Here is a 24,980-nt window from a genome sequence, read left to right as displayed (position 1 = left end):
CCTTTTGCAGTTTGGGAAGGGCAAGTGTCCGACCAACGCGAGGACCGTTACCGGTTCCTCGGAATGCTCGCGAGGCCGGTGCGCCGGCTGTTGCGATTCGTAAGATGCAGGGCAGGGGACGACAAATCCTTTTCCCGGTGGAGCCGCTGGAATTACGGCGGTGCAGAGATCTAAGAAAGGGATCCTATGGCCAAGGAAGCCACCCGCGTTCGCCGTCGCGAGCGCAAGAACATTACGTCGGGCGTTGCACACGTCAATTCGTCGTTCAACAACACGATGATCACCATTACCGACGCGCAGGGCAATGCTATTGCCTGGTCGTCCGCCGGTGCGAAGGGTTTCAAGGGTTCGCGCAAGTCGACCCCGTTCGCCGCGCAGATCGCCGCTGAAGATTGCGCCAAGAAGGCCCAGGAACACGGCATGAAGTCGCTGGAAGTGGAAGTTTGCGGTCCGGGTTCCGGCCGTGAATCCGCTCTTCGCGCGCTCCAGGCTGCAGGTTTCATGATCACGTCGATCCGTGACGTGACCCCGATCCCGCACAATGGCTGCCGTCCGCGCAAGAAGCGCCGCGTCTGATCATCTGTATTCAACATTCCGGTGAGGACTTTCCGGTGTCCTCCCGGTCTTCGGGGCTCGGTTGTCACGATTGGATGGTGGCAACGAACGGAAGGCAGAAAACATGATCCAGAAAAATTGGCAGGAATTGATCAAGCCGAACAAGGTGGAGTTCGCCTCCTCCGGCCGCACCAAGGCAACGTTGGTCGCGGAGCCGCTTGAGCGCGGCTTTGGCCTGACGCTCGGCAACGCGCTTCGCCGCGTCCTATTGTCGTCGCTGCGCGGTGCTGCCGTAACCGCGGTTCAGATCGACGGCGTATTGCATGAGTTCTCTTCTATCCCGGGCGTCCGGGAAGACGTGACCGACATCGTGCTCAACATCAAGGAAATCGCCATCAAGATGGATGGCGACGACGCAAAGCGCATGGTCGTGCGCAAGCAGGGTCCAGGCGTCGTGACCGCCGGTGACATTCAGACGGTTGGCGACATCGAGATCCTCAACCCGAACCACGTGATCTGCACCCTCGACGAGGGCGCGGAAATCCGCATGGAGTTCACCGTCAACAACGGCAAGGGCTACGTACCGGCTGACCGCAACCGCTCGGAAGATGCGCCGATCGGCCTCATTCCGGTCGACAGCCTGTACTCTCCGGTCAAGAAGGTCTCCTACAAGGTGGAAAACACCCGTGAAGGCCAGGTTCTCGACTACGACAAGCTGACGATGTCCATCGAAACCGATGGCTCCGTCACCGGTGAAGATGCGATCGCTTTCGCGGCCCGCATCCTTCAGGACCAGCTGTCGGTCTTCGTCAACTTCGACGAGCCGCAGAAGGAAACCGAGGAAGAGGCGGTCACCGAACTCGCCTTCAACCCCGCGCTTCTCAAGAAGGTCGACGAACTGGAGCTTTCCGTCCGTTCGGCCAACTGCCTGAAGAACGACAACATCGTCTATATCGGCGACCTCATTCAGAAGACCGAAGCAGAAATGCTCCGTACGCCGAATTTTGGTCGCAAGTCGCTCAACGAGATCAAGGAAGTTCTCGCTTCCATGGGCCTGCACCTCGGCATGGAAGTGCCGTCCTGGCCGCCGGAGAACATCGAAGACCTCGCCAAGCGTTACGAAGACCAGTACTAACCTATTAGACTGCGGGCGGATGCCTGCAAGTAAAGGAGAATAGCCATGCGCCACGGTAAAGCCGGCCGCAAGCTGAATAGAACCGCCAGCCACCGCAAGGCGATGTTTGCCAACATGGCAGCTTCGCTGATCGAGCACGAGCAGATCGTCACGACCCTGCCGAAGGCCAAGGAAATCCGCCCGATCGTGGAAAAGCTCGTCACGCTCGGCAAGCGCGGCGATCTGCATGCCCGCCGCCAGGCGATCTCGCAGATCCGCGACGTTGCCGTCGTCTCGAAGCTGTTCGACGCGATTGCCTCGCGCTACGCCACCCGCAACGGCGGCTATCTGCGCATCATGAAGGCAGGCTTCCGCCAGGGCGACAATGCCCCGCTCGCCGTCATCGAATTCGTCGACCGCGACGTCGACGCCAAGGGTTCGAAGGACCGCGCCCGCGTTTCTGCCGAAGCTGAAGCAGCCGAAGCGGCCTGATTTCGTCAGAGCTGACCAAAGAATGAAAGCGGCCGGGTGATAATTTCACCCGGCCGCTTTTTCTCGTTCTATTTGAAAGTGGAAGTAGGTCTTCATCCCTTGTGCTTGTCGCAGGGAAGAGCGCTGCGTCTGCGGCGCTGAAGTCCTTTCAGCCCAAAGACTTGGGCTGGCTGGATTCCTGTGACAGGCACAGGAATGAGGGAGAGGGAGTGCGAGGGCGCAACGGAAACTTTCGCTTGCGAATATGCACGCCAACTCCGGACTTTCCACACCGGCTATGAGAAGTGGACTGTGCCTCTCCGCCCCCCTCATCCCTGTGCTCGTCACAGGGATCCAGCAGCGCCGCGTCTGCGGGGCGGGAGATCCCTTTGAGCCCAAGGACGTGGCCTGGCTTGCGAGACCTTGGCCGGTGCTCTTCCCCACTGGCCCGTTGTGCCTTTATCCCGCTCTGGCTTGCGACCGCATGGGTGCGGTGCCCTGTCGCCGCCACCGCAGAAACCGCTTTCTAACGGCGCGCCAGGCGACGAGGACCGCCACAAGGAAGAGATACAGCATTTGCTCGGGGCCGACGACCTTGACCGACATGGCGAAATGCAGCGCTCCGGCCGCGGCGATCACGTAGACGAGCCTGTGAAGCTTGTTCCATCGTTGCCCGAGGCGCCTTATCGACCAGTTGTTCGATGTAACCGCCAGCGGGATGAGCAGCACGAGGGCCGCCATGCCGATGGTGATGAAGGGACGACGGGCGATGTCGGCGACAATCGCCGGGAGAAGGAGCGTCTGGTCCAGCACTATATATGTGAGGAAATGCATCATCACATAATAAAAGGCGAGGAGGCCCAGGGCGCGGCGGTATCTGAGCCAGTTGACGCCGAACAGGTCGCGAATCGGCGTGATCGCCAGCGTGGCAATCAGAAAGCGCAGGGCCCAGATGCCGAGCAGGTGCTCGAATTCCTTGACCGCATTTCCGGGCAGCCGACCGGTGGCTCCCAGATAGAACCCCCAGACTGCCGGTAGGAAGCCGAGTATATAGAGCGCCCAGATCGAAGGGCCGTGCAATCGCTTCGGCAGGGCAGGAAGGCTCCGCATCCTCAGAAATTCACGCTGAGGTCCATGCCGGCGTAGAGGCTCGCGACGTCCTCTGCGTAGCCGTTGAAAGGGAGCGTATCGCGGCGGTTGGCGCCGAAGAAGCCGCCTTCACCGATACGGTTTTCGGTCGCCTGGCTCCAGCGGGGGTGATCGACGGCCGGATTCACATTGGCATAGAAGCCGTATTCACTCGGCCCGGCGAGATTCCAGGTGCACGGCGGCGGCGTTTCGGTGAGCGAGATGCGCACGATCGACTTGATCCCCTTGAAGCCGTATTTCCACGGGACCACCAGGCGGATCGGTGCGCCGTTCTGGTTCGGCAGCGTCTTGCCATAGAGCCCGACGGAGAGGATCGTCAGCGGGTGGCGCGCTTCGTCGAGCCTCAAGCCTTCCCGGTAGGGCCATTCCAGGGGCTGGAAATAACCGGACTGGCCCGGCATTTCCTCGGGCCGGACCACGGTCTCGAAGGCGACATATTTCGCGCTTCCGAGCGGCTCGACCCTGTCGAGGAGCGCGGCCAATGGAAAGCCGATCCAGGGAATGACCATTGACCACGCTTCGACGCAGCGCATCCGGTAAATTCTCTCTTCGAGAGGGAAGGCCAGGAGTTCCTCCAGGCCGAATTCCCGCGGCTTGCCGACCAATCCGTCGACCTTCACCGTCCAGGGCGCCGGCTTGAAGTTTGCCGAGTTGGCAGCCGGATCGCCTTTGCCCGTCCCGAATTCATAGAAGTTGTTGTAGGTGGTGGCGTCCTTTTCCGGCGTTGCGGGGTCATCGGCCCTGTACGTGCTCTTGGACGCCTCGAGTGCGGCCGCGCGGCTTGGCTTGGGTACGCTGAGGGCCAGGCTTCCGGCCGCGGCGGCGATGAAAGTCCGCCGATCCAGGAAGAAGCGCTCCGGTGTGATTTCGGCAGCGGCAATCTTCGGCGCGCGATAGCTGGGCATGGGGTCTCCTCGGTGTCATTCGGCTTTTTCTAATACGCAAATGAGCAGAGTTTCGTTCACCGGAAAAGGCTGGCGAGACCACGTTTTCGTGCATGACTCGTGAACGTTGCCTGCGTCCTTGGGAGGCCTACAGCGCCGCGCGTCTTATCAGACGCGCAAAGGTCGCTGTAGCACTTTGAAGTGCTGCATGTCTTCGTCCTTAAATCGAGGTCGATTTAAGGAGACATGCAGTAGGCCGAGCATCGGAGCGCAGTGTGTACTCCCATGAATTCCCTGATGAAACGATCCGTCCTTGCGGCTCCGTTACGCTGAATTGTCGGGCGGCAGGTTTGCCTTTTTCCGTGCGAAATCCTATCTGAACGTAGCAGCAACGAAAGGGAGAATGCTTCATGATCTTCGGCCATCGAGCTCTCGCGGCTCTCGCGCTTGCTGTTGCCATTTCGACACCTGCGATGGCCCAGGATGCCCGGACCGTGCCGCAGTCGCGGTCGGAGATGCAGCTCTCTTTCGCGCCACTCGTCAAACAGACTGCGAATGCAGTCGTGAACGTCTATGCCGAGCGCGTGGTGGAGCGCCGCTCGATCTTTGCCGGGGACCCTTTCTTCGAGGAATTCTTCGGGCAGCGGATGCCGAATCGCACCGAGAAGCAGTCGTCTCTGGGGTCGGGCGTCATCGTCGGCCGCCATGGCCTGGTCGTGACCAACAACCATGTCATCGAGGGGGCCGACGATATCAAGGTGGCGCTGGCCGACGGGCGTGAGTTTCCCTGCAAGATCATCCTGAAGGATGATCGCCTCGATCTGGCGGTCCTGAAAATCCAGTCGGACGGTCCGTTCGACATCGTCCCGATCGGTGATTCCGACGCGGTGGAGGTCGGCGACCTGGTGCTGGCGATGGGCAATCCTTTCGGCGTCGGGCAGACGGTGACGAGCGGCATCGTGTCGGCGCTCGCCCGCAACCAGATCTCCAACGGCGATTTCGGCTTTTTCATCCAGACGGATGCGGCGATCAATCCGGGCAATTCCGGCGGCGGCCTGATCAACATGAAGGGCGAGTTGATCGGCATCAATACTGCGATTTTTTCGAGAGGCGGCGGTTCCAACGGTGTGGGCTTTGCGATCCCCGCCAACCTGGTCAAGGTTTTCGTTGCCTCCGCTGAAGGAGGCAACGGCTCGTTCATCCGTCCCTTCGTCGGCGCGACCTTCGAGCCGGTGACCTCCGACGTGGCCGAGGCGCTTGGGCTTGAGCGGGCGCGCGGGGCGCTGGTGACGGCGGTCGTCGCAGGCGGTCCGGCCGAGAGCGCCGGCATGCGCCCCGGACAGGTGGTCACCGCCGTCAACGGCATACCGGTCGAACACCCCGATGCGCTCGGCTATCGTCTGACCACCGTGGGGATCGGTCACGAGGCGCGTGTGACGATTTCGGAAAACGGCGGTTCGCGCGAAATCACCCTCAAGCTTGAGCGGGCGCCGGAAACGCAGCCACGAGACGAACGGCTGATCGAGGGGCGCAATCCCTTCGCCGGCGCTGTCGTGGCAAATCTCTCGCCCCGGCTTGCGGACGAGTTGCGCATGCCCACGTCGCTGCAGGGCGTGGTCATCACGGAGATCAATCGCGGCTCGCCGGCTGCGCGTATCGGCCTGGAACCGAAGGACATCGTTCGTTCGGTCAATGGGACGGCAATCGACAGTTCGAAGACGCTGGAAAGCGTCGTCGCCGAGGATGCCTCCTTCTGGCGTGTCGAGATCGAGCGCAACGGTCAGATCATCCGTCAGTTCTTCCGATGAGCGACCTCTTCGCCCCCCATGAGCCTCCGGAAATGGCCTCGGCAAGGCCGCTTGCGGATCGCCTGCGCCCGCGCACGCTGGCGGAGGTGACGGGCCAGGAGCATCTGACCGGCCCGGACGGCGTGCTCACACGGATGATCGCTTCCGGATCCCTCGGATCGATGATCTTCTGGGGCCCACCGGGAACCGGCAAGACAACGGTTGCCCGCCTGCTTTCAGGCGAGGCAGGTCTCGCATTCGAGCAGATTTCGGCAATCTTCTCCGGCGTTGCGGACCTCAAGAAGGTGTTCGAATCAGCCCGCGCCCGGCGCATGTCGGGGCGCCAGACGCTGCTTTTCGTCGACGAGATCCACCGGTTCAACCGGGCGCAGCAGGACAGCTTCCTGCCGGTCATGGAGGATGGCACCGTCATCCTGGTCGGCGCCACCACCGAGAACCCGTCTTTCGAGCTTAACGCCGCGCTTTTGTCGCGGGCCCGCGTCTTGACGTTCAAGCCGCATGACGAAGCCAGCCTCGAGGAACTCCTGAAGCGGGCGGAGGCGGCCGAGGGCAAACCGCTGCCGCTGGATGACGAGGCTCGCGCCAGCCTGATCCGCATGGCGGACGGGGACGGCCGCGCGGTGCTGACGCTCGCGGAAGAGGTATGGCGGGCGGCGCGCCGGGACGAGATATTCGATTCCGCCGGGCTTCAGGAGATCGTCCAGCGCCGCGCGCCGGTATACGACAAGGGCCAGGACGGTCATTACAACCTGATCTCGGCGCTTCATAAGTCCGTTCGGGGGTCCGATCCGGACGCGGCGCTCTATTATCTCTGCCGCATGTTCGATGCCGGGGAGGATCCGCTCTATATAGGTAGACGGCTCGTGCGGATGGCGGTCGAGGATATCGGCCTCGCCGATCCGCAGGCACTGGCGATCTGCAATGCCGCCAAGGATGCCTATGATTATCTCGGGTCCCCCGAAGGGGAACTGGCTCTTGCAGAGGCCTGCGTCTATCTCGCCACGGCGCCGAAGTCCAACGCGGTCTATACCGCCTACAAGGCGGCGATGCGCGCGGCCAAGGAGAACGGATCTCTGCTGCCGCCGAAGCACATTCTCAACGCTCCGACGAAGCTCATGAAGGGGGAAGGCTACGGCGAGGGCTATCGCTACGATCATGACGAGCCCGACGCATTTTCCGGCCAGGATTATTTCCCCGAGAAGATGGGCAGAAAGACCTTTTACGACCCTCCGGAGCGCGGCTTCGAACGCGAGATCCGCAAGCGGCTGGAGTGGTGGAACAAGCTTCGGCGCGACCGGAATTCGTGAGGGCCGATCCAGCTCTGTCACGCCAGCAGGGCTGCCGTGCCAGAGGATGCCTTGCTGTCCGGATGAGCCCGTGGCATAGAAGGATCACATCGCAGACGGCTGCACGGATCGAATGGATCCGAACTTCCGCGGGGACGGCCTCGCTCCACATGAAGGAGTTCGAAATGGCCTGGTTCACGCTGTTGCTCGCCGGAATTCTCGAAATCGGTTGGGCGATCGGTCTCAAATACACGGATGGATTTACGCGGTTCACGCCGACTGTGCTGACGGTCGGGTCGATGATCCTGAGCGTCGTTCTGCTCGGAATAGCGGTGCGTTCGCTGCCGCTCGGCACGGCCTATGCCGTCTGGACGGGGATCGGCACCGTGGGTACGGTCATTCTCGGCATCATTTTGTTCGCAGAGCCCGCAACGGCGATGCGCCTCGGCTGCATCGGCCTCATCGTCGCGGGCATCGCCGGTCTGAAGCTCGTCGGCTGACGGGTTCGACTGCTGAAATTTTGCCCCTCATCCGCCTGCCGGCACCTTCTCCCCGTTATAGACGGGGAGAAGGGACAAGCCGTTGGCGCAACGAGTCCCCTTCGCCCCGCTGGCGGAGAGAAGGTGCCGGCAGGCGGATGAGGGGCGAGCCACCCTCATCGTCACTTCAGCGCGTCGAGCACGACCGCGGCAGCCAGCATTTCCCGCCAGCGGTTTTCGCGGCGTCTGAACGCCTCTTCGTCTGTTCCCCACTGTTCGATCTGCCAATCCTCGTCGACATGAGCGGCAGCCCATGCCTGTTCGGCGGAGAGCCTGCCCATGGCGAGGGCAAGGGCGAGCAGCGCGGATCCTGTCAGGCTGGTGACGGTGTGCAGGCAGGCGAGGCCGAGGGGTGTCGCAAAGCCGCGCAGGCCTTCGGCAAAGGCCGAGACCGCCTCCGCCGGTTGTTCCTGATGGATGACGCCTTCGACGAGAATGAACCGGGCGCCGAGCGTCCGGGCGGCCCAGTCGATTATCGGATTCCAGTGTTCGTTCTGCCGAGCGACGAGTTCCTTCGGGCTATCGGCCCGATAGCAGAGGAGATCGCTGCCGACAAAATGGAGAATGTCGTCGAAGACCGCACGATCGTCGAGCGCAACCCCGTCGATCGCGGTGTTGACGATCCGCGTGAGCGGCATCGCCGATGGATCGATGACTTCGGTCTGGGCGTCCCACTCGGCTGCCAGCAGCCCCGCGAGCTTTTCGGTAGGAACGGTGAACGCCCGTTTGGCCGGTGTGCGCACCGACCTTCCGTCGAGAAGCACGGCGTATCCGCCGTCATCCGCCGGTGCGGCGCTCGCCTGCTTGTAGAAGCGTTTCGGCAGCGGTTTCTGCATCTGGATCTGGGCCCGGCGCACGGGATCGTCGTGGCTCAGCGTACCACTCAGTTCGTCGCGAATATCAGGCATGGTTGCGGTCCATCCATTCGATTATGTCTGCCGGCTCGCGGGCGATGTGATCCGCGCCGGATACCATCAGCTCCGGCACACTGGCGTAGCCCCAGGCGACGCCCAGGGCATCGGCGCCGGCGGCCTTCGCCATCTGCATGTCATAGATCGCGTCCCCGATCACGATCGTGTCGCGGGGATCGACTCCGGCTTCCGCGCAGCACTCCATCACCATGGCGGGATGCGGCTTCGAGGGGCAGTCGTCCGCAGTGCGGGAGACGAAGAAAATCTTGTCGAATCCATGCGTCGCCGCGATATGCGTCAGACCTCGCCGCGATTTGCCGGTGACGGCACCGATCAGCAGTTCGTCGCGTCCGGCCAGAGTCTGCATCATCTCCGCAATGCCCGGAAACAGCGCTTCGCTGCAGCCGGGCTCGCCTCGTACCGAAGCGAATATAGACTTGTAATGCGCCGTCATTGCGGTCGCCCGCTGGTCGACGTGTTCCTGCCCCATGAGCCGGGCAATCGCGATATCGAGGGTGAGGCCGATGATCGCCTTGGTCGCGTCCGATGTCGGGCGATCCAGATCGAACGCCTCGAAGGTGCGGGCCATTACCTCATGGATCAGTCCCGCGCTGTCGACGAGCGTCCCGTCGCAATCGAAAAGGACGAGCTTCATCACTCTTCCTCGCCGGCGGCGTTCTCGTCGAAGCCGAGCAGGTTCCAGCTCTGCACCATGTGCTGGGGCAGGGGAGCGGTGATCTTCAGCCGCCCGCCGTTCGGATGCGGAATGTCTATGTGCCGCGCGTGAAGATGCAGCCGGTTCTGCATGCCGCCGGGGAAGGTCCAGTTGACGTCGGCTTCGAAGTATTTCGGATCGCCGATGATCGGATGGCCGATATGGGCGGCGTGGACGCGCAGCTGGTGCGTGCGGCCGGTGTAGGGTTCCATTTCCAGCCAGGCGAGGTTCTGACCGGCTTGCTCGACGATCCGGTAATAGGAGATGGCGTGGTCGGCGCCATCCTCGCCGTGCTTGGCAATCCGCACGCGGTCGCCATCGGGCGTGGGCTCCTTTACGAGCCAGGTGGAAATCTTGTCTTCCCGCTTGCGCGGCACGCCCCTGACCAGGGCCCAGTATGTCTTCTTGGTGTCGCGCTCGCGAAACGCCGCGGTCAGCTGCTGCGCAGCCCCGCGCGTGCGGGCGACGACAAGTACGCCCGACGTATCACGGTCGAGACGATGGACGAGGCGCGGTTTTTCGCCCTTCTGGCTGGTCCAGACCTCGAGCATCTTGTCTATATGCCGGTTGACGCCCGAGCCGCCCTGAACGGCAAGGCCGGCCGGTTTGTTGAGCACGATGACCTTGGCATCCTCATGCAGCACCATGCGCGACAGAAGCTCGCCGTCCGGCGATTGGCGCAGGTCACGGCCTCCGATCGGCCCGGATTTCGCTTCCTTCGGATCGACGCCCAGCGGTGGGATGCGGATCGTCTGACCGGGTTGTATGCGCGTGTCGGATTTTGCCCGCGCCCCATCCACGCGGATCTGTCCGGAACGCAGCAGCTTCTGCAGCGGACCGAAGCCCAGTCCGGGGAAATGCACCTTGAACCAGCGGTCGAGACGCATTCCCGCTTCGTCGCTGTCAACCTGCCTGTGTTCTATGCCCGCCATCTTGCAGAAATCCGCCTTCTTTTCCTTAAAGGCTGGCTTTAGACCATTGCGCGCATCAGGGCCAGCCCGGCGAACACGGCAAGTATCGAAAGACCGACGCTCGCCACGATATAGGCGAGGCCACTCATCGTCTGCCCGTGTTCCAGAAGGGCGATCGCGTCGAGCGAAAAGGCCGAGAACGTCGTGTAGCCCCCCAACACGCCGGTGATCAGGAACACGCGCATTTCCGGCGAGGCACCCATCTTGTGCATGATGAACTCCGCCAGAAAACCGATCAGAAAGGAGCCAGTGACGTTCACGAACAGCGTCCCCCAGGGAAAGGCGGGACCGGCGCGCTGCAGCATCCAGAGGCCGACGAGGTAGCGCAGGACGGAGCCGAGGGCGCCGCCGGCACCGACGAGGAGGATATGGTTCATCAAATCGTTCCGATCCGAGAAGGCTGCATCATGTCAGCCGAGCCTCTCGGCGTGCCACCTGAGATGGTCGTCCATGAAGGTCGAGATGAAATAATAGGAATGGTCGTAACGCTCGTGCATCCGGAGCGTAAGCCCGATGTCCGTTCCTTTGACGGCTTCTTCGAACAGCCAGGGGCGCAGACCGTTTTCGAGGAAGCTATCCGCCTTGCCCTGGTCGATCAGGAATTCCGGGAAGCGGGCGCCGTCCTCGACGAGGGCGCAGGCATCGTATTCCCGCCAGGCGGCCTTATCGGGGCCGAGATACTTCTCGAAGGCACCGACCGACCAGTCGGCGGAAGACGGCGCGACGATCGGCGCGAAGGCGGAGCAACTCTTGAAACGCTCGGGGTGCTTGAGAGCGACCGTCATGGCGCCATGCCCGCCCATCGAGTGGCCGAAGATACCCTGGCGGCCCATATCCACGCGGAAATGCTGGCCGACGAGGGCCGGGAGTTCTTCTGTGATATAGCTGTACATCCGATAGTGCTCGGCCCAGGGCTTCTCCGTTGCATCGAGATAGAAGCCGGCGCCCTTGCCCATCTGCCAGTTGGTGAGCTCATCGGGAACATCCGCTCCTCTTGGGCTCGTATCCGGGCAGACGATGATGAGCCCCAGCTCCGAGGCCATACGCCGGTACTCGCCTTTCTCCATGACATTGGCGTGGGTGCAGGTGAGGCCGGAGAGATACCAGAGAACGGGGCGAGGCTCCGTGATCGCCTGCGGCGGGACGAAGACGGCGAAGGTCATTTCGCCCTTGCAGGCCGTGGAATCATGAGCGTAGACGCCCTGCATGCCGCCGAAGGCCGTGTTTTGCGAGATTACTTTCATTCTTGGCTCCTGAATTTCATGGGGTGGCGCCTGCAAGCTGAACCGCGGCATTGACGGCGGCGGCGACGAGCACCGTGTTGAAGAAGAACGAGACGATCGCGTGCATCAGGTTGACGCGGCGCATCGCCGTTGTCGTGATGGCGACGTCCGAAGTCTGCGCCGTCATCCCGATGACGAAGGCGAAATAGAGGAAATCGTATCCGCCGGGGCTGTCGGTCTCCGGGAATGCAAGACCGCGCGCTGCGGGAATGCTGGCGGGATCATTGCGGCCGGCAAGCCAGTAAAGATGAGCATAATGCAGCGCCGCCATGGTGTGGATCGTCGCCCAGCCGAGCGCAACCGCTGCGAAGGCGATGGACAGCCCCACAGTGCCGCCGCCCCCGGCGCGGTTCAGCGCGAGGAACAGGGCCACCAGCGAAGTTGCCGCGGCAACGAGCGTCACGAGAAAGATGATCGGCTCCGGCTCGCCCGTGTCGCGCGCATTGGCCTCGAGATAGCTGCCAGTCAGTTTGGGAAGCCGCAAAGCCGTGATCGACAGATAGATAAGGAAAAAGAGGATGGCGGCGACCTCGATTGCTTCTGCGCGGAAGAATGCAAAACCGATCGGCAGGCTGAGCAACCCGCCCGTCAGGGCGAGATAGAACGGCCAGTGCCGCAGGCCTGCCTTCCGATCCATTCGTCGCCTCCGTTCGCCGGTTCTACCTTTTTACCCGTCGGCAGAGTCGGTCAAGCGTTTCGAGAAAGGCGGAGCGGTCGCGGGAGGTGAGGGCGGCGTTGTAGCCTTTGCTTTCCCCGGTCTCCCTGAGATGGGCCGAGAGATCGCGCATCGCGGATGCCATGCCGATGTTGGTCTCGTCGAAGACGCGCCCGGTCGGACCGGTGACGAGTGCCCCGGCGCCGACGCAGCGCACGGCAAGCGGCACGTCGGCAGTGACGACGATATCGCCGTCCTTGGCGCGTTCGGCGATCCAATCATCCGCTGCGTCGAAACCGGCCGACACGATGACGTTGCGAACCATCGGATCACGCGAGGGACGCAGGCCGGAATTGGCGACGAAGGTCACCTCGAGACCATGGCGCTCGGCCACCTTCAGGATTTCCGGCTTTACCGGGCATGCATCGGCATCGACATAGATCATCGAGTAGTTTCCGGCGGGAGAAAAAGCGCCGGATTCAATGATCTCCGGCGCTTTCCTGAGTGAGATTGCGAACTCAGTAGACGACGACAGAGCGAATGCTCTCGCCGGAATGCATGAGCTCGAAACCCTTGTTGATGTCCTCGAGCGGCATGGTGTGGGTGATCATCGGATCGATCTCGATCTTGCCCTCCATGTACCAGTCGACGATCTTCGGCACATCGGTGCGGCCGCGCGCGCCGCCAAACGCGGTGCCCATCCAGGTGCGGCCGGTGACGAGCTGGAACGGCCTGGTCGAAATCTCCTGGCCGGCGCCGGCGACGCCGATGATCACCGACTTGCCCCAGCCGCGATGCGAGGCTTCGAGCGCCTGGCGCATGACCTTGGTGTTGCCGGTGCAGTCGAAGGTGTAGTCGGCGCCGCCGATCTGGTCGGCACCGCGCTTCGTCAGGTTGACGAGATAGGGGACGATGTCGTCGCCGACCTCCTTCGGGTTGACGAAGTGGGTCATGCCGAACTTTTCGCCCCAGGGCTTCTTGTCGTTGTTGAGGTCGACGCCGATGATCATGTCGGCGCCGGCAAGGCGAAGCCCCTGGATGACGTTGAGGCCGATGCCGCCGAGACCGAAGACGATGGCGGTGGCGCCGATCTCGACCTTGGCGGTGTTGATCACCGCGCCGATGCCGGTGGTGACGCCGCAGCCGATATAGCAGATCTTGTCGAAGGGGGCGTCCGGATTGACCTTGGCGAGCGCGATCTCCGGCAGCACGGTGAAGTTCGAAAAGGTCGAGCAGCCCATATAATGGTGGATCTTGTCGCCGTTGATCGAGAACCGCGAGCTGCCGTCCGGCATCAGCCCTTGCCCCTGGGTGGCGCGGATGGCGGTGCACAGATTGGTCTTGCGGCTGAGGCAGGAGGGGCAGGAGCGGCATTCCGGCGTATAGAGCGGGATGACGTGGTCGCCCTTCTTCACCGAGGTGACGCCGGGGCCGACATCGACGACGATGCCGGCGCCCTCATGACCGAGGATCGCCGGGAACAGCCCCTCCGGATCCGCGCCCGACAGCGTGAAATCGTCGGTATGGCAAATGCCGGTCGCCTTCACCTCGACCAGCACCTCGCCGGCCCGCGGGCCTTCGAGCTGCACGGTCATGACCTCCAGCGGCTTGCCGGCTTCCAAGGCCACGGCGGCGCGTACGTCCATTTCTCTACTCCATCAAACTAAGAACAACGAGGCGGGGCGACCGTCATATCGCGCCGGCCGCCACCGGCAAGAGGAAAAATCCTATCCGATCACCGAACGTCCTGGTCGAGGCGTTCGAATTCCATCTCGAGCGCCGCAATGGCCTCGGCGGTTTGCTCATGCAGCTTCTTTACGAGATCTAGCTGCTTGCGAAGTTCGTCCCCCGAAGCATCTCCAGTGCTATCATCCGGTGCGCGTCCGATACCGGCCATCAGCCAGGCGGGCGTCACGCCAAGCACGCCGGCCAGCATGAACAGGCGATTGGCCCGTGGCTCGGCGCGATCGCGTTCCCAGGAAGAAATGGTGTCGTTGCGGACACCGAGCTTGCTGGCCAGCTCCTTCGTAGAGAGCCCCGTCGCGTCACGGGCTCTCCAGATACGACCGCCCAGCGTATCGCCGTCTCCTGTCTCGCGCAGACGTGCAATCGCATTCTCGGTTGATAACAGCATGGTAGCTCCTTTCGCCTGTTGTCGTTGTCGGGTGCCGAGGCACCCTGACTGCCCGCGGTGGGGCGAAGGTGAAGGGAGCTTATAGGCTTTTCCTTGCGGATGGGGCAATGTGAAGCGGCAAAAAGACGGCTAAAAGCGGCTTTGCCGCCATTTCCGGACCGAGCAACGTGCCGTGGAACCCTGCTATTCGTTCTCGGTGCGGGTCGGGCCGAAGACCCTTTCGAAGGCTTCCCTCAGCCTGATATCGACGTCGGCCATCATGACGGGCAGACCGAGATCGACGAGGCTGGTGACACCATAGCCGCGAATTCCGCAAGGCACGATGCCCCCGAAATGCTCGAGGTCCGGATCGACGTTCAACGACAACCCGTGAAAGCTCACCCATTTGCGCAAGCGAATGCCGATGGCCGCTATCTTGTCCTCTGCCATCGAACCGTCCATGAGCGGCGGCTTCTCCGGGCGGCGCACCCAGACGCCGACACGATCTTCACGGCGTTCGCCCTTGACGTTCATGGAATCGAGCGTGGCGATGATGACGCTCTCGAGTGCGGCGACAAATCCGCGGACGTCCTGGCGTCTGCGCTTCAAGTCGAGCATGACGTAGACGACCCGCTGCCCGGGACCGTGATAGGTGTATTCGCCGCCTCTTCCGGTTGCGAAAACCGGGAGCAGATCCGGCATCACGAGGTCGGCGGCGTTGGCGCTGGTTCCCGCGGTGTAAAGCGGCGGGTGCTCGACCAGCCAGACCAGCTCGTCGGCGGTGCCGTCCGCGATCGCAGCAGCCTCGCGTTCCATCGTCTCGACGGCCTCCGGATAATCGACGAGGGAAGGCGCAATGCGCCACCGCACCGGCGGTGCATCCGGCGGAGCGAACATGCTCTGGATAAGGTCTTCGCGTTGCATGGGAACCTTGCGAATGCTGATTTTTCCGGCCTGTACATGGGGTCGCCGACGGCAAGAGTCCAGCGTTTCCAGTGGTTCGCGGGGAGCCGATCGAAATAGTTTTGTTTCTCGTCAAATTTCTGTCGTCATGCACTTGTGCACCCGGAATCCTTTTGCTACATGCAGCCCCGCCGACGCAATCGGCACCTACCACGATGCGGTCGTGGCGGAATTGGTAGACGCGCAGCGTTGAGGTCGCTGTGGGGCAACCCGTGGAAGTTCGAGTCTTCTCGACCGCACCATCTAAGATGAAGAAGCCCCCGTAACCAGATGGTTCCGCGGGTTTTTTTATTTTTAATCCTCCTTCACGACGTTGTTGCTGGACGCGGTAGGACGCGAGGACTATCCTCTGAACTACGGCGCATAATGGCTCGGCGTCATGCCTCGGGCCGCAGCGTCGTCCAGGTCTCTGCTCCGTGCCGATGCGGAGCGCCCGCCAACGCATCGATATGGCGGTGCCCGATCACGAAATCACCGTCCTGCATGATGTTGTTGATGGCTAAATTCGTGGAATCGCAAAAAAAAAGTCGGCGAATGAGCAGGGACAAGTTATGATTCGCTTGTCATGACGGATTCGCGAGAAGCGCCGGCATGATGGGGTGACAGAGCGACGAGTCTTGCGGAGTGCGCCTCACAACTTTCACGAGGCGCCGATCGGTCGGTCCCGAACTGATAAGCGGATGTTCGTCGCTGGCTGCTGCTTCGGTATCCGTTTCAGTGTCGGTTATGTGAAGGAACTTTGAAGCTAGGAAAACCGTTCACCTGAAGCAGATGCCGAAAGGCAGCGAGCCCGTTTCAACCAAGCGGCCCGCCGCGGGAGAGCACGATGCAAAGGAGTGAATCTGACGTCTTCGATCTCTTTTCGGAGATTTATACGAGTGCAGCGCAAGAAGAGATAAGTCTACAGGAATATCTCCTCGCATGTCGCGATGACAAAAGCATGTACGCCACCGCTCAGGAAAGAATGGTGGACGCAATTGGAGACCCGATTCTCGTCGATACCAGCGCTGACGAGCGTTTAGGTCGGATCTTCGCAAACCGAACGATCAAAATTTACCCGGCCTTCTCCGACTTCTTCGGCATGGAAGACACGATCGAGCGGATCGTCGGCTACTTCCGCTATGCCGCCCAGGGTCTCGAGGAGCGCAAGCAGATCCTTTATCTTCTGGGGCCGGTCGGCGGCGGTAAGTCCTCGCTCGCCGAAAGGTTGAAGAAGCTGATGGAACTGCGACCGATCTACACGCTGATGGTCGACGGCAAGATCAGCCCGGTTTTCGAATCGCCGCTCGGCCTGTTCCATCCCGAACGCATGGCCGATCTCCTGGAAGACAAATACGGCATCGCCCGTAGGAGGCTGACAGGCCTGATCTCTCCCTGGGCCTCCAAGCGGCTGGACGAGGTCGGTGGCGACATATCCAAGTTCAGCGTCGTCAAGCTGATGCCGTCGCGCCTGCGTCAGATCGGCATCGCCAAGACCGAGCCGGGCGACGAGAACAATCAGGACGTCTCCTCGCTTGTCGGCAAGGTCGATATCCGCCAGCTCGAGAACTACAGCCAGGCCGACCCGGACGCCTACTCCTACAGCGGCGGCCTGAATCGCACGACGCAGGGGCTGCTCGAATTCGTCGAGATGTTCAAGGCGCCGATCAAGGTCCTGCATCCTCTTTTGACGGCGACCCAGGAAGGCAGCTACAACGGTACGGAAAACTTCGGCGCATTCCCGTTTCAGGGCACCATTCTGGCCCACTCCAACGAATCGGAATGGCTGCAGTTCAAGAACAACCGCAACAACGAGGCATTCCTGGACCGCATCCTGGTGGTCAAGGTGCCCTATTGCCTGCGCGTCACCGAGGAGAAGCAGATCTACGAAAAGCTTCTTCGCGAGAGCGAACTGGTCAGCAATCCCTGCGCACCCGAGGTGTTGGAGATACTGAGCCGCTTCACCGTCTCCACCCGGCTCGTTCCTCACGAGAACTCGTCTCTCTACACCAAGATGCGCGTCTATGACGGCGAGAACCTCAAGGATGTCGACCCGAAGGCGCGATCGGTGCAGGAATATCGGGACGCTGCCGGCGTCGACGAGGGCATGACCGGCGTCAGCACCCGCTTCGCCTTCAAGGTCCTGTCCGAGGCCTTCAATTACGACACCAAGGAGGTCGCGGCCGATCCCGTACATCTGATGTACATACTGGAGCAGGCAATCAAGCGCGAGCAGTTTGCGAAGGAAACGGAGGCAGCCTATCTCGACTTCATCAAGTCGGAACTCGCCACCCGTTATGCGGAATTCATCGGTCACGAGATCCAGAAGGCCTATCTGGAGTCCTACAGCGAATACGGCCAGAACCTGTTCGACCGCTATATCGCCTATGCCGATGCCTGGCTCGAGGACCAGGACTTCAAGGATCCCGACACCGGCCAGATCCTCAACCGCAAGATCCTCGACAGCGAACTGTCTCAGATCGAAAAACCGGCGGGCATCGCCAACCCGAAGGACTTCCGCAACGAGGTCGTCAAGTTCACCTTGCGGGCGCGGGCCAAGAACCATGGCAAGAACCCGTCCTGGACGAGCTATGAAAAACTTCGCGAGGTCATCGAGAAACGCATGTTCGGCCAGGTCGAGGACCTGTTGCCGGTCATCAGCTTCGGGTCGAAGAAGGACAGCTCCACGGAGAAGCAGCATGTTGAATTCGTACAGCGCATGAAGGAGCGCGGGTACACCGAACGGCAGGTGCGGCGTCTCGTCGACTGGTACATGCGTGTAAACAAGGCGGGTTGAGGCTGCGGATGCGGGGGTTAGCTAATGCCGAATTTCATCGACCGTCGCCTCAATCCGAAGGACAAAAGTCTCGGTAACAGGCAACGCTTCCTGAAACGGGCACGAGAGGAACTGAAGCGAACCATCAAAGAGCGGGTCAAGTCGGGCAAGATCGCGGATGTCGATGCCGAACAGAACGTGTCCATGCCCGCACGTGGCGTCAACGAGCCCGCTTTCCAGCCGGACTCCAACAGCGGCGAGCGGCGCCACGTCCTACCGGGAAACCGGGAGTTCGCGGCGGGAGACCGTATTCCCAAAAGGGGGTCAGGTGGCGGTGCGGGCAATGCCGGTGCCGGCACCGGCCAAAGCGAAGACGAGTTTCAGTTCGTCCTTTCACGCGAGGAGGTGCTCGATCTCTTCTTCGAGGACCTCGAGCTCCCCGACATGGTGAAGCTCAATCTGAAGGAATCGGTTACCTTCAAGCGACGGCGCGCCGGTTTCAGCGCAAGCGGCTCGCCGACGAACATCAATGTCGGCCGCACCATGCGCAACAGCTACGGACGCCGCATCGCATTGCGGCGGCCGTCGCGCCGGGAAATCGAGGCGTTAGCCGACGAGATTGCAGAGCTCGAGACGGAGCCGCGTGGCCGCATCAAGCACCGGCAGCGCCTAGAGGAGCTGCGCCAGAAGCTCGACAGGCTCGAGCGCCGGCGCCGGCGGATTCCCTATGTCGATCCCGTGGACATTCGCTTCAATCGTTTCGAGCCGCAGCCGCTGCCCAATGCGAGTGCGGTCATGTTCTGCCTCATGGATGTCTCGGCTTCGATGGGGGAGCGGGAGAAGGACCTCGCCAAGCGTTTTTTCGTGCTGCTGCACCTCTTCCTCAAGCGCCGCTATGAGCGGATCGACATCGTGTTCATCCGGCACACCGACGAGGCCGGCGAGGTCGACGAGAATACCTTCTTCTACAGCAAGCAGAGCGGCGGCACGGTCGTTTCCACCGCGCTGGAGGAGATGCTGCGCGTCATCCGGGAGCGCTATCCTGCCCACGAATGGAACATCTATGCCGCGCAGGCGTCGGACGGCGAGAATATTTCAGGCGACTCCGAACGCTGCGCTTCCCTTCTTCACGACGAACTGATGGGACTTTGCCAATATTACGCCTATGTCGAGATTATCGATGAGCGAGAGACGGAGATTTTCGGCACTACCGATAACGGGACTTCGCTCTGGCGGGCCTATCGCACCGTCGACGGCGAATGGCCGAATTTCCAGATGACCCGCATCGCGAAACCGGCGGATATCTACCCCGTTTTCCGAAAACTCTTCGGCAAGCAGCCGGAAATGCAATTGCGCAAGTGAAAAGGGACCGGGATGTCAAAAGGCGCCGCCTCAAACCTTCTGTTCCAGAGTTCCGACTGGAATTTCGAGACACTGGCGCGCACCTACGATGCCATCGAGGAGATCGCGCTCGAAGATCTCGGTCTCGACGTATACCCCAATCAGCTCGAGATCATCTCCTCCGAGCAGATGCTGGATGCCTATTCGTCGGTGGGCATGCCGCTCATGTACCAGCATTGGTCCTTCGGGAAGCGCTTCGTTTTCGAGGATCATCTCTATCGCAGGGGCCGGCGCGGCCTCGCCTATGAGCTGGTGATCAACTCCAATCCCTGCATCACCTACTTGATGGAGGAGAACACCATGGCCATGCAGGCCCTGGTGACCGCACATGCAGCCTTCGGCCATAATCATTTTTTCAAGAACAACTACCTCTTCCGGCAGTGGACCGACGCCAGCGCAATCCTCAGCTATATGGACTTCGCGAAGAAATACATCAGCAAATGCGAAGAGCGGCACGGAACGCCGGCAGTCGAGGCGATCCTCGACTCTGCCCATGCACTCATGGAGCAGGGCGTCTTCCGCTACCGACGGCCGCCGCGCCTGTCGACCGAAAAAGAGCAGGAGCGGATGCGCGAGAGGCTGGAATATGAAGAGCAGACCTTCAGCGACCTGTGGAGAACGCTTCCGCCCGCGGGGGAGAACAACGATCCGACGCAGTTGGAACGGGAGCTCTCGGAGCGGAAAAAATCACTGAACCTCCCGGAAGAGAACCTGCTCTATTTCCTGGAGAAGACCAGCCTCATCCTTGAGCCCTGGCAGCGGGAGATACTGCGAATCGTTCGCGTGATCGCTCAGTACTTCTATCCGCAGCGGCAGACGAAGGTCATGAACGAGGGATGCGCCACCTTCGTCCACTACACCATCATGAACAATCTGTTCGACCAGGGTAAAATAAGCGAAGGCGCAATGCTGGAGATTCTCCAGAGTCATACCAATGTCGTCTTTCAGCCGGGCTTCGACGATCCCCGCTTTCCGGGGATCAACCCCTATGCGCTGGGATTTGCCATGATGCAGGACATCGAGCGCATCTGCGTCGCGCCGACGGCGGAGGATCGCGATTGGTTTCCCGAAATCGCCGGCACCGGCCTTTGGCGCGAGACGCTTCTCGATGCCTGGGCGAACCACCGCGACGAGTCGTTCATCCTGCAGTTCCTGAGCCCTGCGCTGATTCGCAAGTTTCGGCTGTTTCTGCTGACGGACGAGGCGGACGACAATTTCTGCGAAGTGGCATCCATCCATAACGAGCGCGGCTACGAAACGATACGCGGCGCTCTCGCCCGCAGCTACGACATCGGAAGCAGCCAGCCGGATATCCAGGTCATGGATGTCGATTTGCTGGGCGACCGGCACCTGCGATTGCAGCACAATGTGAAGAATGGGGTGCTCCTAGAGGAGAACAGCCGCGATGCCACTCTGCGCCACGTCCGCCGTCTGTGGGGCTACGAGGTGAGCCTCGCCAGCGTCGACATGGAGAGCGGCGAGACGCTCTACGAGTGCTCGACTGAGGAACTGTCGGACTAGCTAAGGCCTGATGAGACTCGGGATTACCGCCGCGGCTTGTTTGATCACCTCATCCCTGTGCTTGTCACAGGGATCCAGCCAGACCAAGTCCTTGGGCTGAAAGAACGCTTCCCGCGCCGCAGACGCGACGCTGCTGGATCTCTGTGACAAGCACAGAGATGAGGAGAGGAGAGATTGCAGTCCTCCGATATGCGCTTTGGGGCGGGACAAGTATTCCGCTCGCATCCCGCGTCTCATGATTTCAGGTCGACCCGGCAATTATTTCTCGGTCCCCTCCGGGGAAACCTGCTGCGACTCGCCGCCGGTCCCGGTCTGTGCCGTGGGATCCCGGTCGGTCGGGACGGGCTGCCCGGTGCCGACGCTGCCTGTCTGCTCCGGAGAGGGCGCCGGCTGAACCTGTTCCGTTTCCGTGAGGCGGTCGTTGTCGGTGCTTTCACCCCAGATTTCGACGGCGCCCCAGGCGAGGAGGGCTAGGAACAGTCCGCCGACGAGGACCCCAAGCACCGGAACGCCCGTGCGTCCCTGCTTGGCTTCCTCACCGGTGAAATTCTCTCGATCCGCTCCGTGCGTTGCCGAGGCCGGATCGCCGCGTTCGTCAAGATATTTGGCCATCGCTTTGACTCCACTGGCTATCTACAGCGCCGCGCCTCAAGGAGGCGAAAGGTCGGTGTAGCACCTTGAATTGCTGCATTTTTTGTCCTTGGACCGGCTAGGATCCGAGGATACATGCAGTAGGGAACGGAGCGGAGGCCGACAATGTTCCGTGATCAGTCGCCGGGCGGCCAGGAGTCGGCCACGCTGCGGCGAACGAGCTTATATGTATGGTCGGGTTGAACCTCATAGGTCTCGAAGACCATGGTGCCCTTATGGAGGAACCGGTTCTGGATCATGGTCCCCGGGGCGGCACGGGTCTTCCGAGAGGAGGCAGTTTCTCCATAGATGAGGCTTCCGGGAAGCGGCTCCAGGTCGCGAGGGGTTGCGGTGCAGGCTGCAAGCGCAACCACGCAGAGAAGCATCAGGGCTATTTTCTTCATCGATTGTCCTTCGCCTTGCTATTTTGGAGCCGGTGGCCGACCGGAAAACGGTTTACGGCAGATCGAAGGGGTGCCGCAATCATTGCGTGCCGGGAAAAGCTTCGGCTCGGTTAAATTTTTCGAACCGCTTGACGGCGCGTTCGCGCTTTAGCCTGGAAAGCCGCCGAATCCAGAAGATACCGTTGAGCTGGTCGATCTCATGCTGCAGGCAGACCGCCATCAGTCCCTCGGCTTCTTCCTCGCGTGTCTCGCCGTCCAGAGTTTGGAAGCTGACGCGCACGCGCACCGGCCGCTCCACTTCTTCGGCGACACCCGGCATTGAGACGCTGCCCTCGCTGTGCCGCTCCATCTCGCTCGATTGCCAGACGATTTCCGGGTTGACGAAGCTGCGCGGTCCCATTTGCGGATCGACTTCGATGGCCGTCAGCCGCTGCAGGATGCCGACGTGGGACGCGGTGATGCCTATGCCGGGGGCGGCGCGCATCGTGTCGACGAGATCGTCTGATAGCTGGCGAAGTGTGCCATCGAACCGGCCGATCCGTTCGGCTGACGTCGTCAGCAGCGGGCTTGGAAAGCGTATGATCGGTCGGACGGCCATGAGGAATGTCTCTGCTCGGGTCAGTGGTCGGGCCGGCGCCCGTTAGGATCCTCACATTCGTTTCATCATTTCATATGTTTTTGCAACAGCTTGGATAAATGTTCCGAGGCGGATCGCCGATCTCGTCTCGACTGTGGACGCAGGCGGAGCTTTGCGCTAGCAGGGCAGAGGAGCCGTTTCCGGCGCGGGCTCGGACGGCGGTAATCTCTGGAGGGGCGGGTCCATGAGCAGCACCGGCGACGACGACCGCGGTTCCGACGAAATCGCTGTCCACGACGGCTCGGACATCTACGCCGAAGACGGGTCGGTACGCTCCGATTTCCTGATGCATGTCGGCGCCGCGATCGCGGATCGCGATACCATCTATCTTCGCCAGCATGTCGCCGGCCTCCATGCCTCGGAACTCGGTGACCTTATCGAGGCGATCCAGCCGGAGCAGCGTATCGCTCTGGTTCTGCTGCTCGGCAAGGACTTCGACCTGGCTGCGCTGACCGAGGTCGATGAAGGAATCCGTCTCGACATCGTCGAACATCTGCCGAACGAGCAGATTGCCGAGGCGATCGGCGAGATGGATTCCGATGACGCGGTCTACATTCTCGAGGATCTCGACGAGGAGGATCAGGAAGAGATCCTCGCCAAGCTTCCCTTTACCGAGCGCGTCCGCCTACGCCGCTCGCTCGACTATCCGGAGAGCACCGCCGGGCGGCGCATGCAGACCGAGTTCGTCGCGGTGCCGCCTTTCTGGACCGTCGGCCAGACGATCGATTACATGCGCGAGGACGACGACCTTCCCGAAAGCTTCACGCAGATCTTCGTCATCGATCCGACTTTCAAGCTGCTCGGGGCAGTCGATCTGGACCGGGTGCTGCGCGCGAAGCGCTCGGTAAAGATCGATGCGATCATGCGTGATACCAGCCATTCCGTGCCGGCGGAAATGGACCAGGAGGAGGCGGCGCAGCTTTTTGAACAGTACGACCTTCTCTCGGCCGCCGTCGTCGATGAAAACGGCCGGCTCGTCGGCGTGTTGACGATCGACGACGTGGTCGACGTGATCCAGGAAGAGGCGGAAGAGGATTTCCTGCGCCTGAGCGGCGTCGGTGACGAAGAACTGTCGGACTCGGTCGCGGAAGCCGCACGCTCACGCGTTCCCTGGCTTTTCATCAACTCGATGACGGCTTGCGTTTCTGCTTCGGTCATCGGCCTGTTCGACGCCACGATCCAGCAGATCGTCGCACTTGCGGTCCTGATGCCGATCGTCGCAGGAATGGGCGGCAATGCCGGATCGCAAACCATGACCGTAACGGTGCGTGCGCTCGCGACCCGGGGGCTCGATATTCACAACGCGCCGAGAATCATCCGCCGCGAGGCGGGCGTCGGACTCCTGAACGGCGTGATCTTCGGTGGGTTCATCGGTCTTGTTGCGGGACTTTGGTTCCAGAATCCCGACCTCGGCGGCATCATCGCGACCGCGATGCTGATCAACATGATGGCCGCCGCACTCGCCGGCATCCTGATCCCGATTCTGCTCGAAAGATACGGTGCCGACCCGGCGGTCTCCTCCGCCGTCTTCGTGACGACCGTCACCGACATAACCGGCTTCTTCAGCTTTCTCGGCATCGCGACATGGTGGTTCAGTATCAGCTGAGTTGCGACGCAAGCGGGCGCGCCGTGTTTGACTTTTACGTCAAAGTCAACAATAGTTAGGGCGCGTCTTTGATGGAATGGCTGCGTGAACAAATATTATAGCATTACCGAGCTGACCCGGGAATTCGGCATCTCGACCCGGACACTGCGCTTCTATGAGGATGAGGGACTGATTCATCCGGAGCGTCGTGGCCGCACGCGTCTGTTCCGCCCCGCCGACAGGCACCTCATAAAGGAGATCCTGCGTGGCCGGCGCATTGGCTTCACCATTGCCGAAATTCGCGAGATCATTCAGGTCTACAAGGATCCGCCGGGTGAAATGGGCCAGTTGCAGCTCTTGATCAAACGCGTCGAGGAGAAGCGCGAGGACTTGCGGCAGAAGCGCAAGGACATCGAAGACACACTTAGCGAACTCGACAATGTCGAAGAGGCCTGCCTCACGCGTCTTGCCGAAATCGGTGTCGGCACCTGAGGGTCCGTTTGAGTTTTTGCCCATTCGTTTCGCAAGCCAATGCAATCAGCGAAAGACGGCTCGCATAATCCGCGCGCGAACGCTCGCGTACCGCCCCCCAAAACTCCCCCATTCCTGCGTGTCACATGAATCCAGCCA

At 61.4% G+C, this 24,980-nt stretch carries 27 protein-coding genes and 1 tRNA gene; 12 read left to right on the top strand and 16 right to left on the bottom strand.

Features of this window, described 5'->3' with window-relative positions; translation table 11 throughout:
* The first annotated feature begins 186 nt into the window (after window positions 1-186).
* The 3 genes from rpsK (at window position 187) to rplQ (ending at window position 2,161) form a co-directional block, all read left to right on the top strand.
* A complete protein-coding gene (rpsK, locus tag M1D34_RS08715; RefSeq protein WP_003536496.1) occupies window positions 187-576 on the top strand; it encodes a 30S ribosomal protein S11 in 390 nt (129 codons plus the stop codon).
* Between the two features lie 103 nt (window positions 577-679).
* Complete coding sequence (locus M1D34_RS08710; protein ID WP_003536494.1) at window positions 680-1,690, top strand: DNA-directed RNA polymerase subunit alpha; 1,011 nt, start codon at window positions 680-682, stop codon at window positions 1,688-1,690.
* Between the two features lie 45 nt (window positions 1,691-1,735).
* Entirely contained in the window at window positions 1,736-2,161 is a 426-nt protein-coding gene (rplQ, locus tag M1D34_RS08705; RefSeq protein WP_003536492.1) for a 50S ribosomal protein L17, read from the top strand.
* A 438-nt stretch (window positions 2,162-2,599) separates the two neighbouring features.
* Here rplQ and msrQ read toward each other — a convergent pair whose 3' ends face one another.
* On the bottom strand, window positions 2,600-3,250 hold the full coding sequence (msrQ, locus tag M1D34_RS08700; protein WP_498781640.1) for a protein-methionine-sulfoxide reductase heme-binding subunit MsrQ: 651 nt from the start codon (window positions 3,248-3,250) through the stop codon (window positions 2,600-2,602).
* A gap of 2 nt (window positions 3,251-3,252) precedes the next feature.
* The gene (msrP, locus tag M1D34_RS08695) at window positions 3,253-4,194 is read right to left on the bottom strand and encodes a protein-methionine-sulfoxide reductase catalytic subunit MsrP (protein ID WP_013844298.1); all 942 of its coding nucleotides are present in this window, start codon (window positions 4,192-4,194) and stop codon (window positions 3,253-3,255) included.
* 389 nt (window positions 4,195-4,583) lie between these two features.
* On the opposite strand from msrP, the gene M1D34_RS08690 reads away from it, so the two are divergent.
* The 3 genes from M1D34_RS08690 (at window position 4,584) to sugE (ending at window position 7,767) form a co-directional block, all read left to right on the top strand.
* A complete protein-coding gene (locus M1D34_RS08690) occupies window positions 4,584-5,981 on the top strand; it encodes a DegQ family serine endoprotease (RefSeq protein ID WP_498781638.1) in 1,398 nt (465 codons plus the stop codon).
* Window positions 5,978-7,288 (top strand): replication-associated recombination protein A, encoded by a 1,311-nt coding sequence (locus M1D34_RS08685; RefSeq protein ID WP_498781636.1) that lies wholly within the window; start codon window positions 5,978-5,980, stop codon window positions 7,286-7,288. Before M1D34_RS08690 ends, M1D34_RS08685 begins: the two co-directional genes overlap by 4 nt.
* A 164-nt stretch (window positions 7,289-7,452) precedes the next feature.
* Complete coding sequence (sugE, locus tag M1D34_RS08680) at window positions 7,453-7,767, top strand: quaternary ammonium compound efflux SMR transporter SugE (protein WP_014529703.1); 315 nt, start codon at window positions 7,453-7,455, stop codon at window positions 7,765-7,767.
* Between the two features lie 161 nt (window positions 7,768-7,928).
* On the opposite strand, the gene M1D34_RS08675 is transcribed toward sugE, so the two are convergent.
* The 10 genes from M1D34_RS08675 to lipB all read right to left on the bottom strand — a co-directional run bounded on the left by M1D34_RS08675 (window position 7,929) and on the right by lipB (window position 15,378).
* On the bottom strand, window positions 7,929-8,714 hold the full coding sequence (locus M1D34_RS08675; RefSeq protein WP_498781634.1) for an ATP12 family chaperone protein: 786 nt from the start codon (window positions 8,712-8,714) through the stop codon (window positions 7,929-7,931).
* Window positions 8,707-9,372, bottom strand: coding sequence for an HAD-IA family hydrolase (locus M1D34_RS08670; protein ID WP_498781632.1), 666 nt, complete (start codon window positions 9,370-9,372; stop codon window positions 8,707-8,709). Before M1D34_RS08670 ends, M1D34_RS08675 begins: the two co-directional genes overlap by 8 nt.
* Window positions 9,372-10,364 carry an RluA family pseudouridine synthase gene (locus M1D34_RS08665; RefSeq protein WP_498781630.1) on the bottom strand — a complete coding sequence of 331 codons (993 nt, stop codon included), beginning with the start codon at window positions 10,362-10,364 and terminating at the stop codon, window positions 9,372-9,374. Before M1D34_RS08665 ends, M1D34_RS08670 begins: the two co-directional genes overlap by 1 nt.
* A gap of 38 nt (window positions 10,365-10,402) precedes the next feature.
* Window positions 10,403-10,780 carry a fluoride efflux transporter CrcB gene (gene crcB / locus M1D34_RS08660; RefSeq protein WP_028011641.1) on the bottom strand — a complete coding sequence of 126 codons (378 nt, stop codon included), beginning with the start codon at window positions 10,778-10,780 and terminating at the stop codon, window positions 10,403-10,405.
* Between the two features lie 33 nt (window positions 10,781-10,813).
* Complete coding sequence (gene fghA, locus M1D34_RS08655; RefSeq protein WP_010969204.1) at window positions 10,814-11,647, bottom strand: S-formylglutathione hydrolase; 834 nt, start codon at window positions 11,645-11,647, stop codon at window positions 10,814-10,816.
* A gap of 16 nt (window positions 11,648-11,663) precedes the next feature.
* Window positions 11,664-12,323 carry a DUF1345 domain-containing protein gene (locus tag M1D34_RS08650; protein WP_127542000.1) on the bottom strand — a complete coding sequence of 220 codons (660 nt, stop codon included), beginning with the start codon at window positions 12,321-12,323 and terminating at the stop codon, window positions 11,664-11,666.
* A 22-nt stretch (window positions 12,324-12,345) separates the two neighbouring features.
* Window positions 12,346-12,786: a YaiI/YqxD family protein gene (locus M1D34_RS08645; protein WP_003537410.1), complete on the bottom strand. Its 441-nt coding sequence runs from the start codon at window positions 12,784-12,786 to the stop codon at window positions 12,346-12,348.
* Window positions 12,787-12,859: 73 nt separating this feature from the next.
* The gene (locus M1D34_RS08640; RefSeq protein WP_015007478.1) at window positions 12,860-13,987 is read right to left on the bottom strand and encodes an S-(hydroxymethyl)glutathione dehydrogenase/class III alcohol dehydrogenase; all 1,128 of its coding nucleotides are present in this window, start codon (window positions 13,985-13,987) and stop codon (window positions 12,860-12,862) included.
* A gap of 89 nt (window positions 13,988-14,076) precedes the next feature.
* Window positions 14,077-14,475: a helix-turn-helix domain-containing protein gene (locus M1D34_RS08635; RefSeq protein WP_003536742.1), complete on the bottom strand. Its 399-nt coding sequence runs from the start codon at window positions 14,473-14,475 to the stop codon at window positions 14,077-14,079.
* 183 nt (window positions 14,476-14,658) lie between these two features.
* Window positions 14,659-15,378: a lipoyl(octanoyl) transferase LipB gene (lipB, locus tag M1D34_RS08630; protein WP_013844301.1), complete on the bottom strand. Its 720-nt coding sequence runs from the start codon at window positions 15,376-15,378 to the stop codon at window positions 14,659-14,661.
* A 196-nt stretch (window positions 15,379-15,574) separates the two neighbouring features.
* Here lipB and M1D34_RS08625 point away from each other — a divergent pair.
* Window positions 15,575-15,659, top strand: a tRNA-Leu gene (locus M1D34_RS08625).
* A gap of 135 nt (window positions 15,660-15,794) precedes the next feature.
* Here M1D34_RS08625 and M1D34_RS08620 read toward each other — a convergent pair.
* Window positions 15,795-15,965: a hypothetical protein gene (locus M1D34_RS08620; protein ID WP_003536738.1), complete on the bottom strand. Its 171-nt coding sequence runs from the start codon at window positions 15,963-15,965 to the stop codon at window positions 15,795-15,797.
* A gap of 278 nt (window positions 15,966-16,243) precedes the next feature.
* Here M1D34_RS08620 and M1D34_RS08615 point away from each other — a divergent pair, with 278 nt between their 5' ends.
* The 3 genes from M1D34_RS08615 to M1D34_RS08605 are packed head-to-tail and all read left to right on the top strand — an operon-like array spanning window position 16,244 to window position 21,094.
* Window positions 16,244-18,193 (top strand): PrkA family serine protein kinase, encoded by a 1,950-nt coding sequence (locus M1D34_RS08615; RefSeq protein WP_003536736.1) that lies wholly within the window; start codon window positions 16,244-16,246, stop codon window positions 18,191-18,193.
* Between the two features lie 24 nt (window positions 18,194-18,217).
* Window positions 18,218-19,534, top strand: coding sequence for a YeaH/YhbH family protein (locus M1D34_RS08610; protein ID WP_027990048.1), 1,317 nt, complete (start codon window positions 18,218-18,220; stop codon window positions 19,532-19,534).
* Window positions 19,535-19,546: 12 nt separating this feature from the next.
* Window positions 19,547-21,094 (top strand): SpoVR family protein, encoded by a 1,548-nt coding sequence (locus M1D34_RS08605; RefSeq protein WP_498781624.1) that lies wholly within the window; start codon window positions 19,547-19,549, stop codon window positions 21,092-21,094.
* Window positions 21,095-21,352: 258 nt separating this feature from the next.
* Here M1D34_RS08605 and M1D34_RS08600 read toward each other — a convergent pair whose 3' ends face one another.
* The 3 genes from M1D34_RS08600 to M1D34_RS08590 form a co-directional block, all read right to left on the bottom strand.
* Window positions 21,353-21,706, bottom strand: a complete 354-nt coding sequence (locus tag M1D34_RS08600) for a hypothetical protein (protein ID WP_010969207.1) — start codon at window positions 21,704-21,706, stop codon at window positions 21,353-21,355.
* A 155-nt stretch (window positions 21,707-21,861) separates the two neighbouring features.
* Window positions 21,862-22,128 (bottom strand): hypothetical protein, encoded by a 267-nt coding sequence (locus tag M1D34_RS08595; protein WP_498781622.1) that lies wholly within the window; start codon window positions 22,126-22,128, stop codon window positions 21,862-21,864.
* Window positions 22,129-22,207: 79 nt separating this feature from the next.
* Complete coding sequence (locus M1D34_RS08590; protein ID WP_498781620.1) at window positions 22,208-22,726, bottom strand: peptide deformylase; 519 nt, start codon at window positions 22,724-22,726, stop codon at window positions 22,208-22,210.
* A 223-nt stretch (window positions 22,727-22,949) separates the two neighbouring features.
* Between M1D34_RS08590 and mgtE the strand changes: the two genes are divergently transcribed.
* The gene (gene mgtE / locus M1D34_RS08585; protein WP_010969209.1) at window positions 22,950-24,371 is read left to right on the top strand and encodes a magnesium transporter; all 1,422 of its coding nucleotides are present in this window, start codon (window positions 22,950-22,952) and stop codon (window positions 24,369-24,371) included.
* 84 nt (window positions 24,372-24,455) lie between these two features.
* Window positions 24,456-24,842: a MerR family transcriptional regulator gene (locus M1D34_RS08580; protein WP_003536722.1), complete on the top strand. Its 387-nt coding sequence runs from the start codon at window positions 24,456-24,458 to the stop codon at window positions 24,840-24,842.
* The last annotated feature ends 138 nt before the right edge of the window (window positions 24,843-24,980 follow it).

Source organism: Ensifer sp. D2-11 (assembly GCF_054161295.1).
The sequence above is the reverse complement of the archived record's forward strand: the minus strand, read 5'-3'. Positions and strand labels throughout refer to the sequence as shown.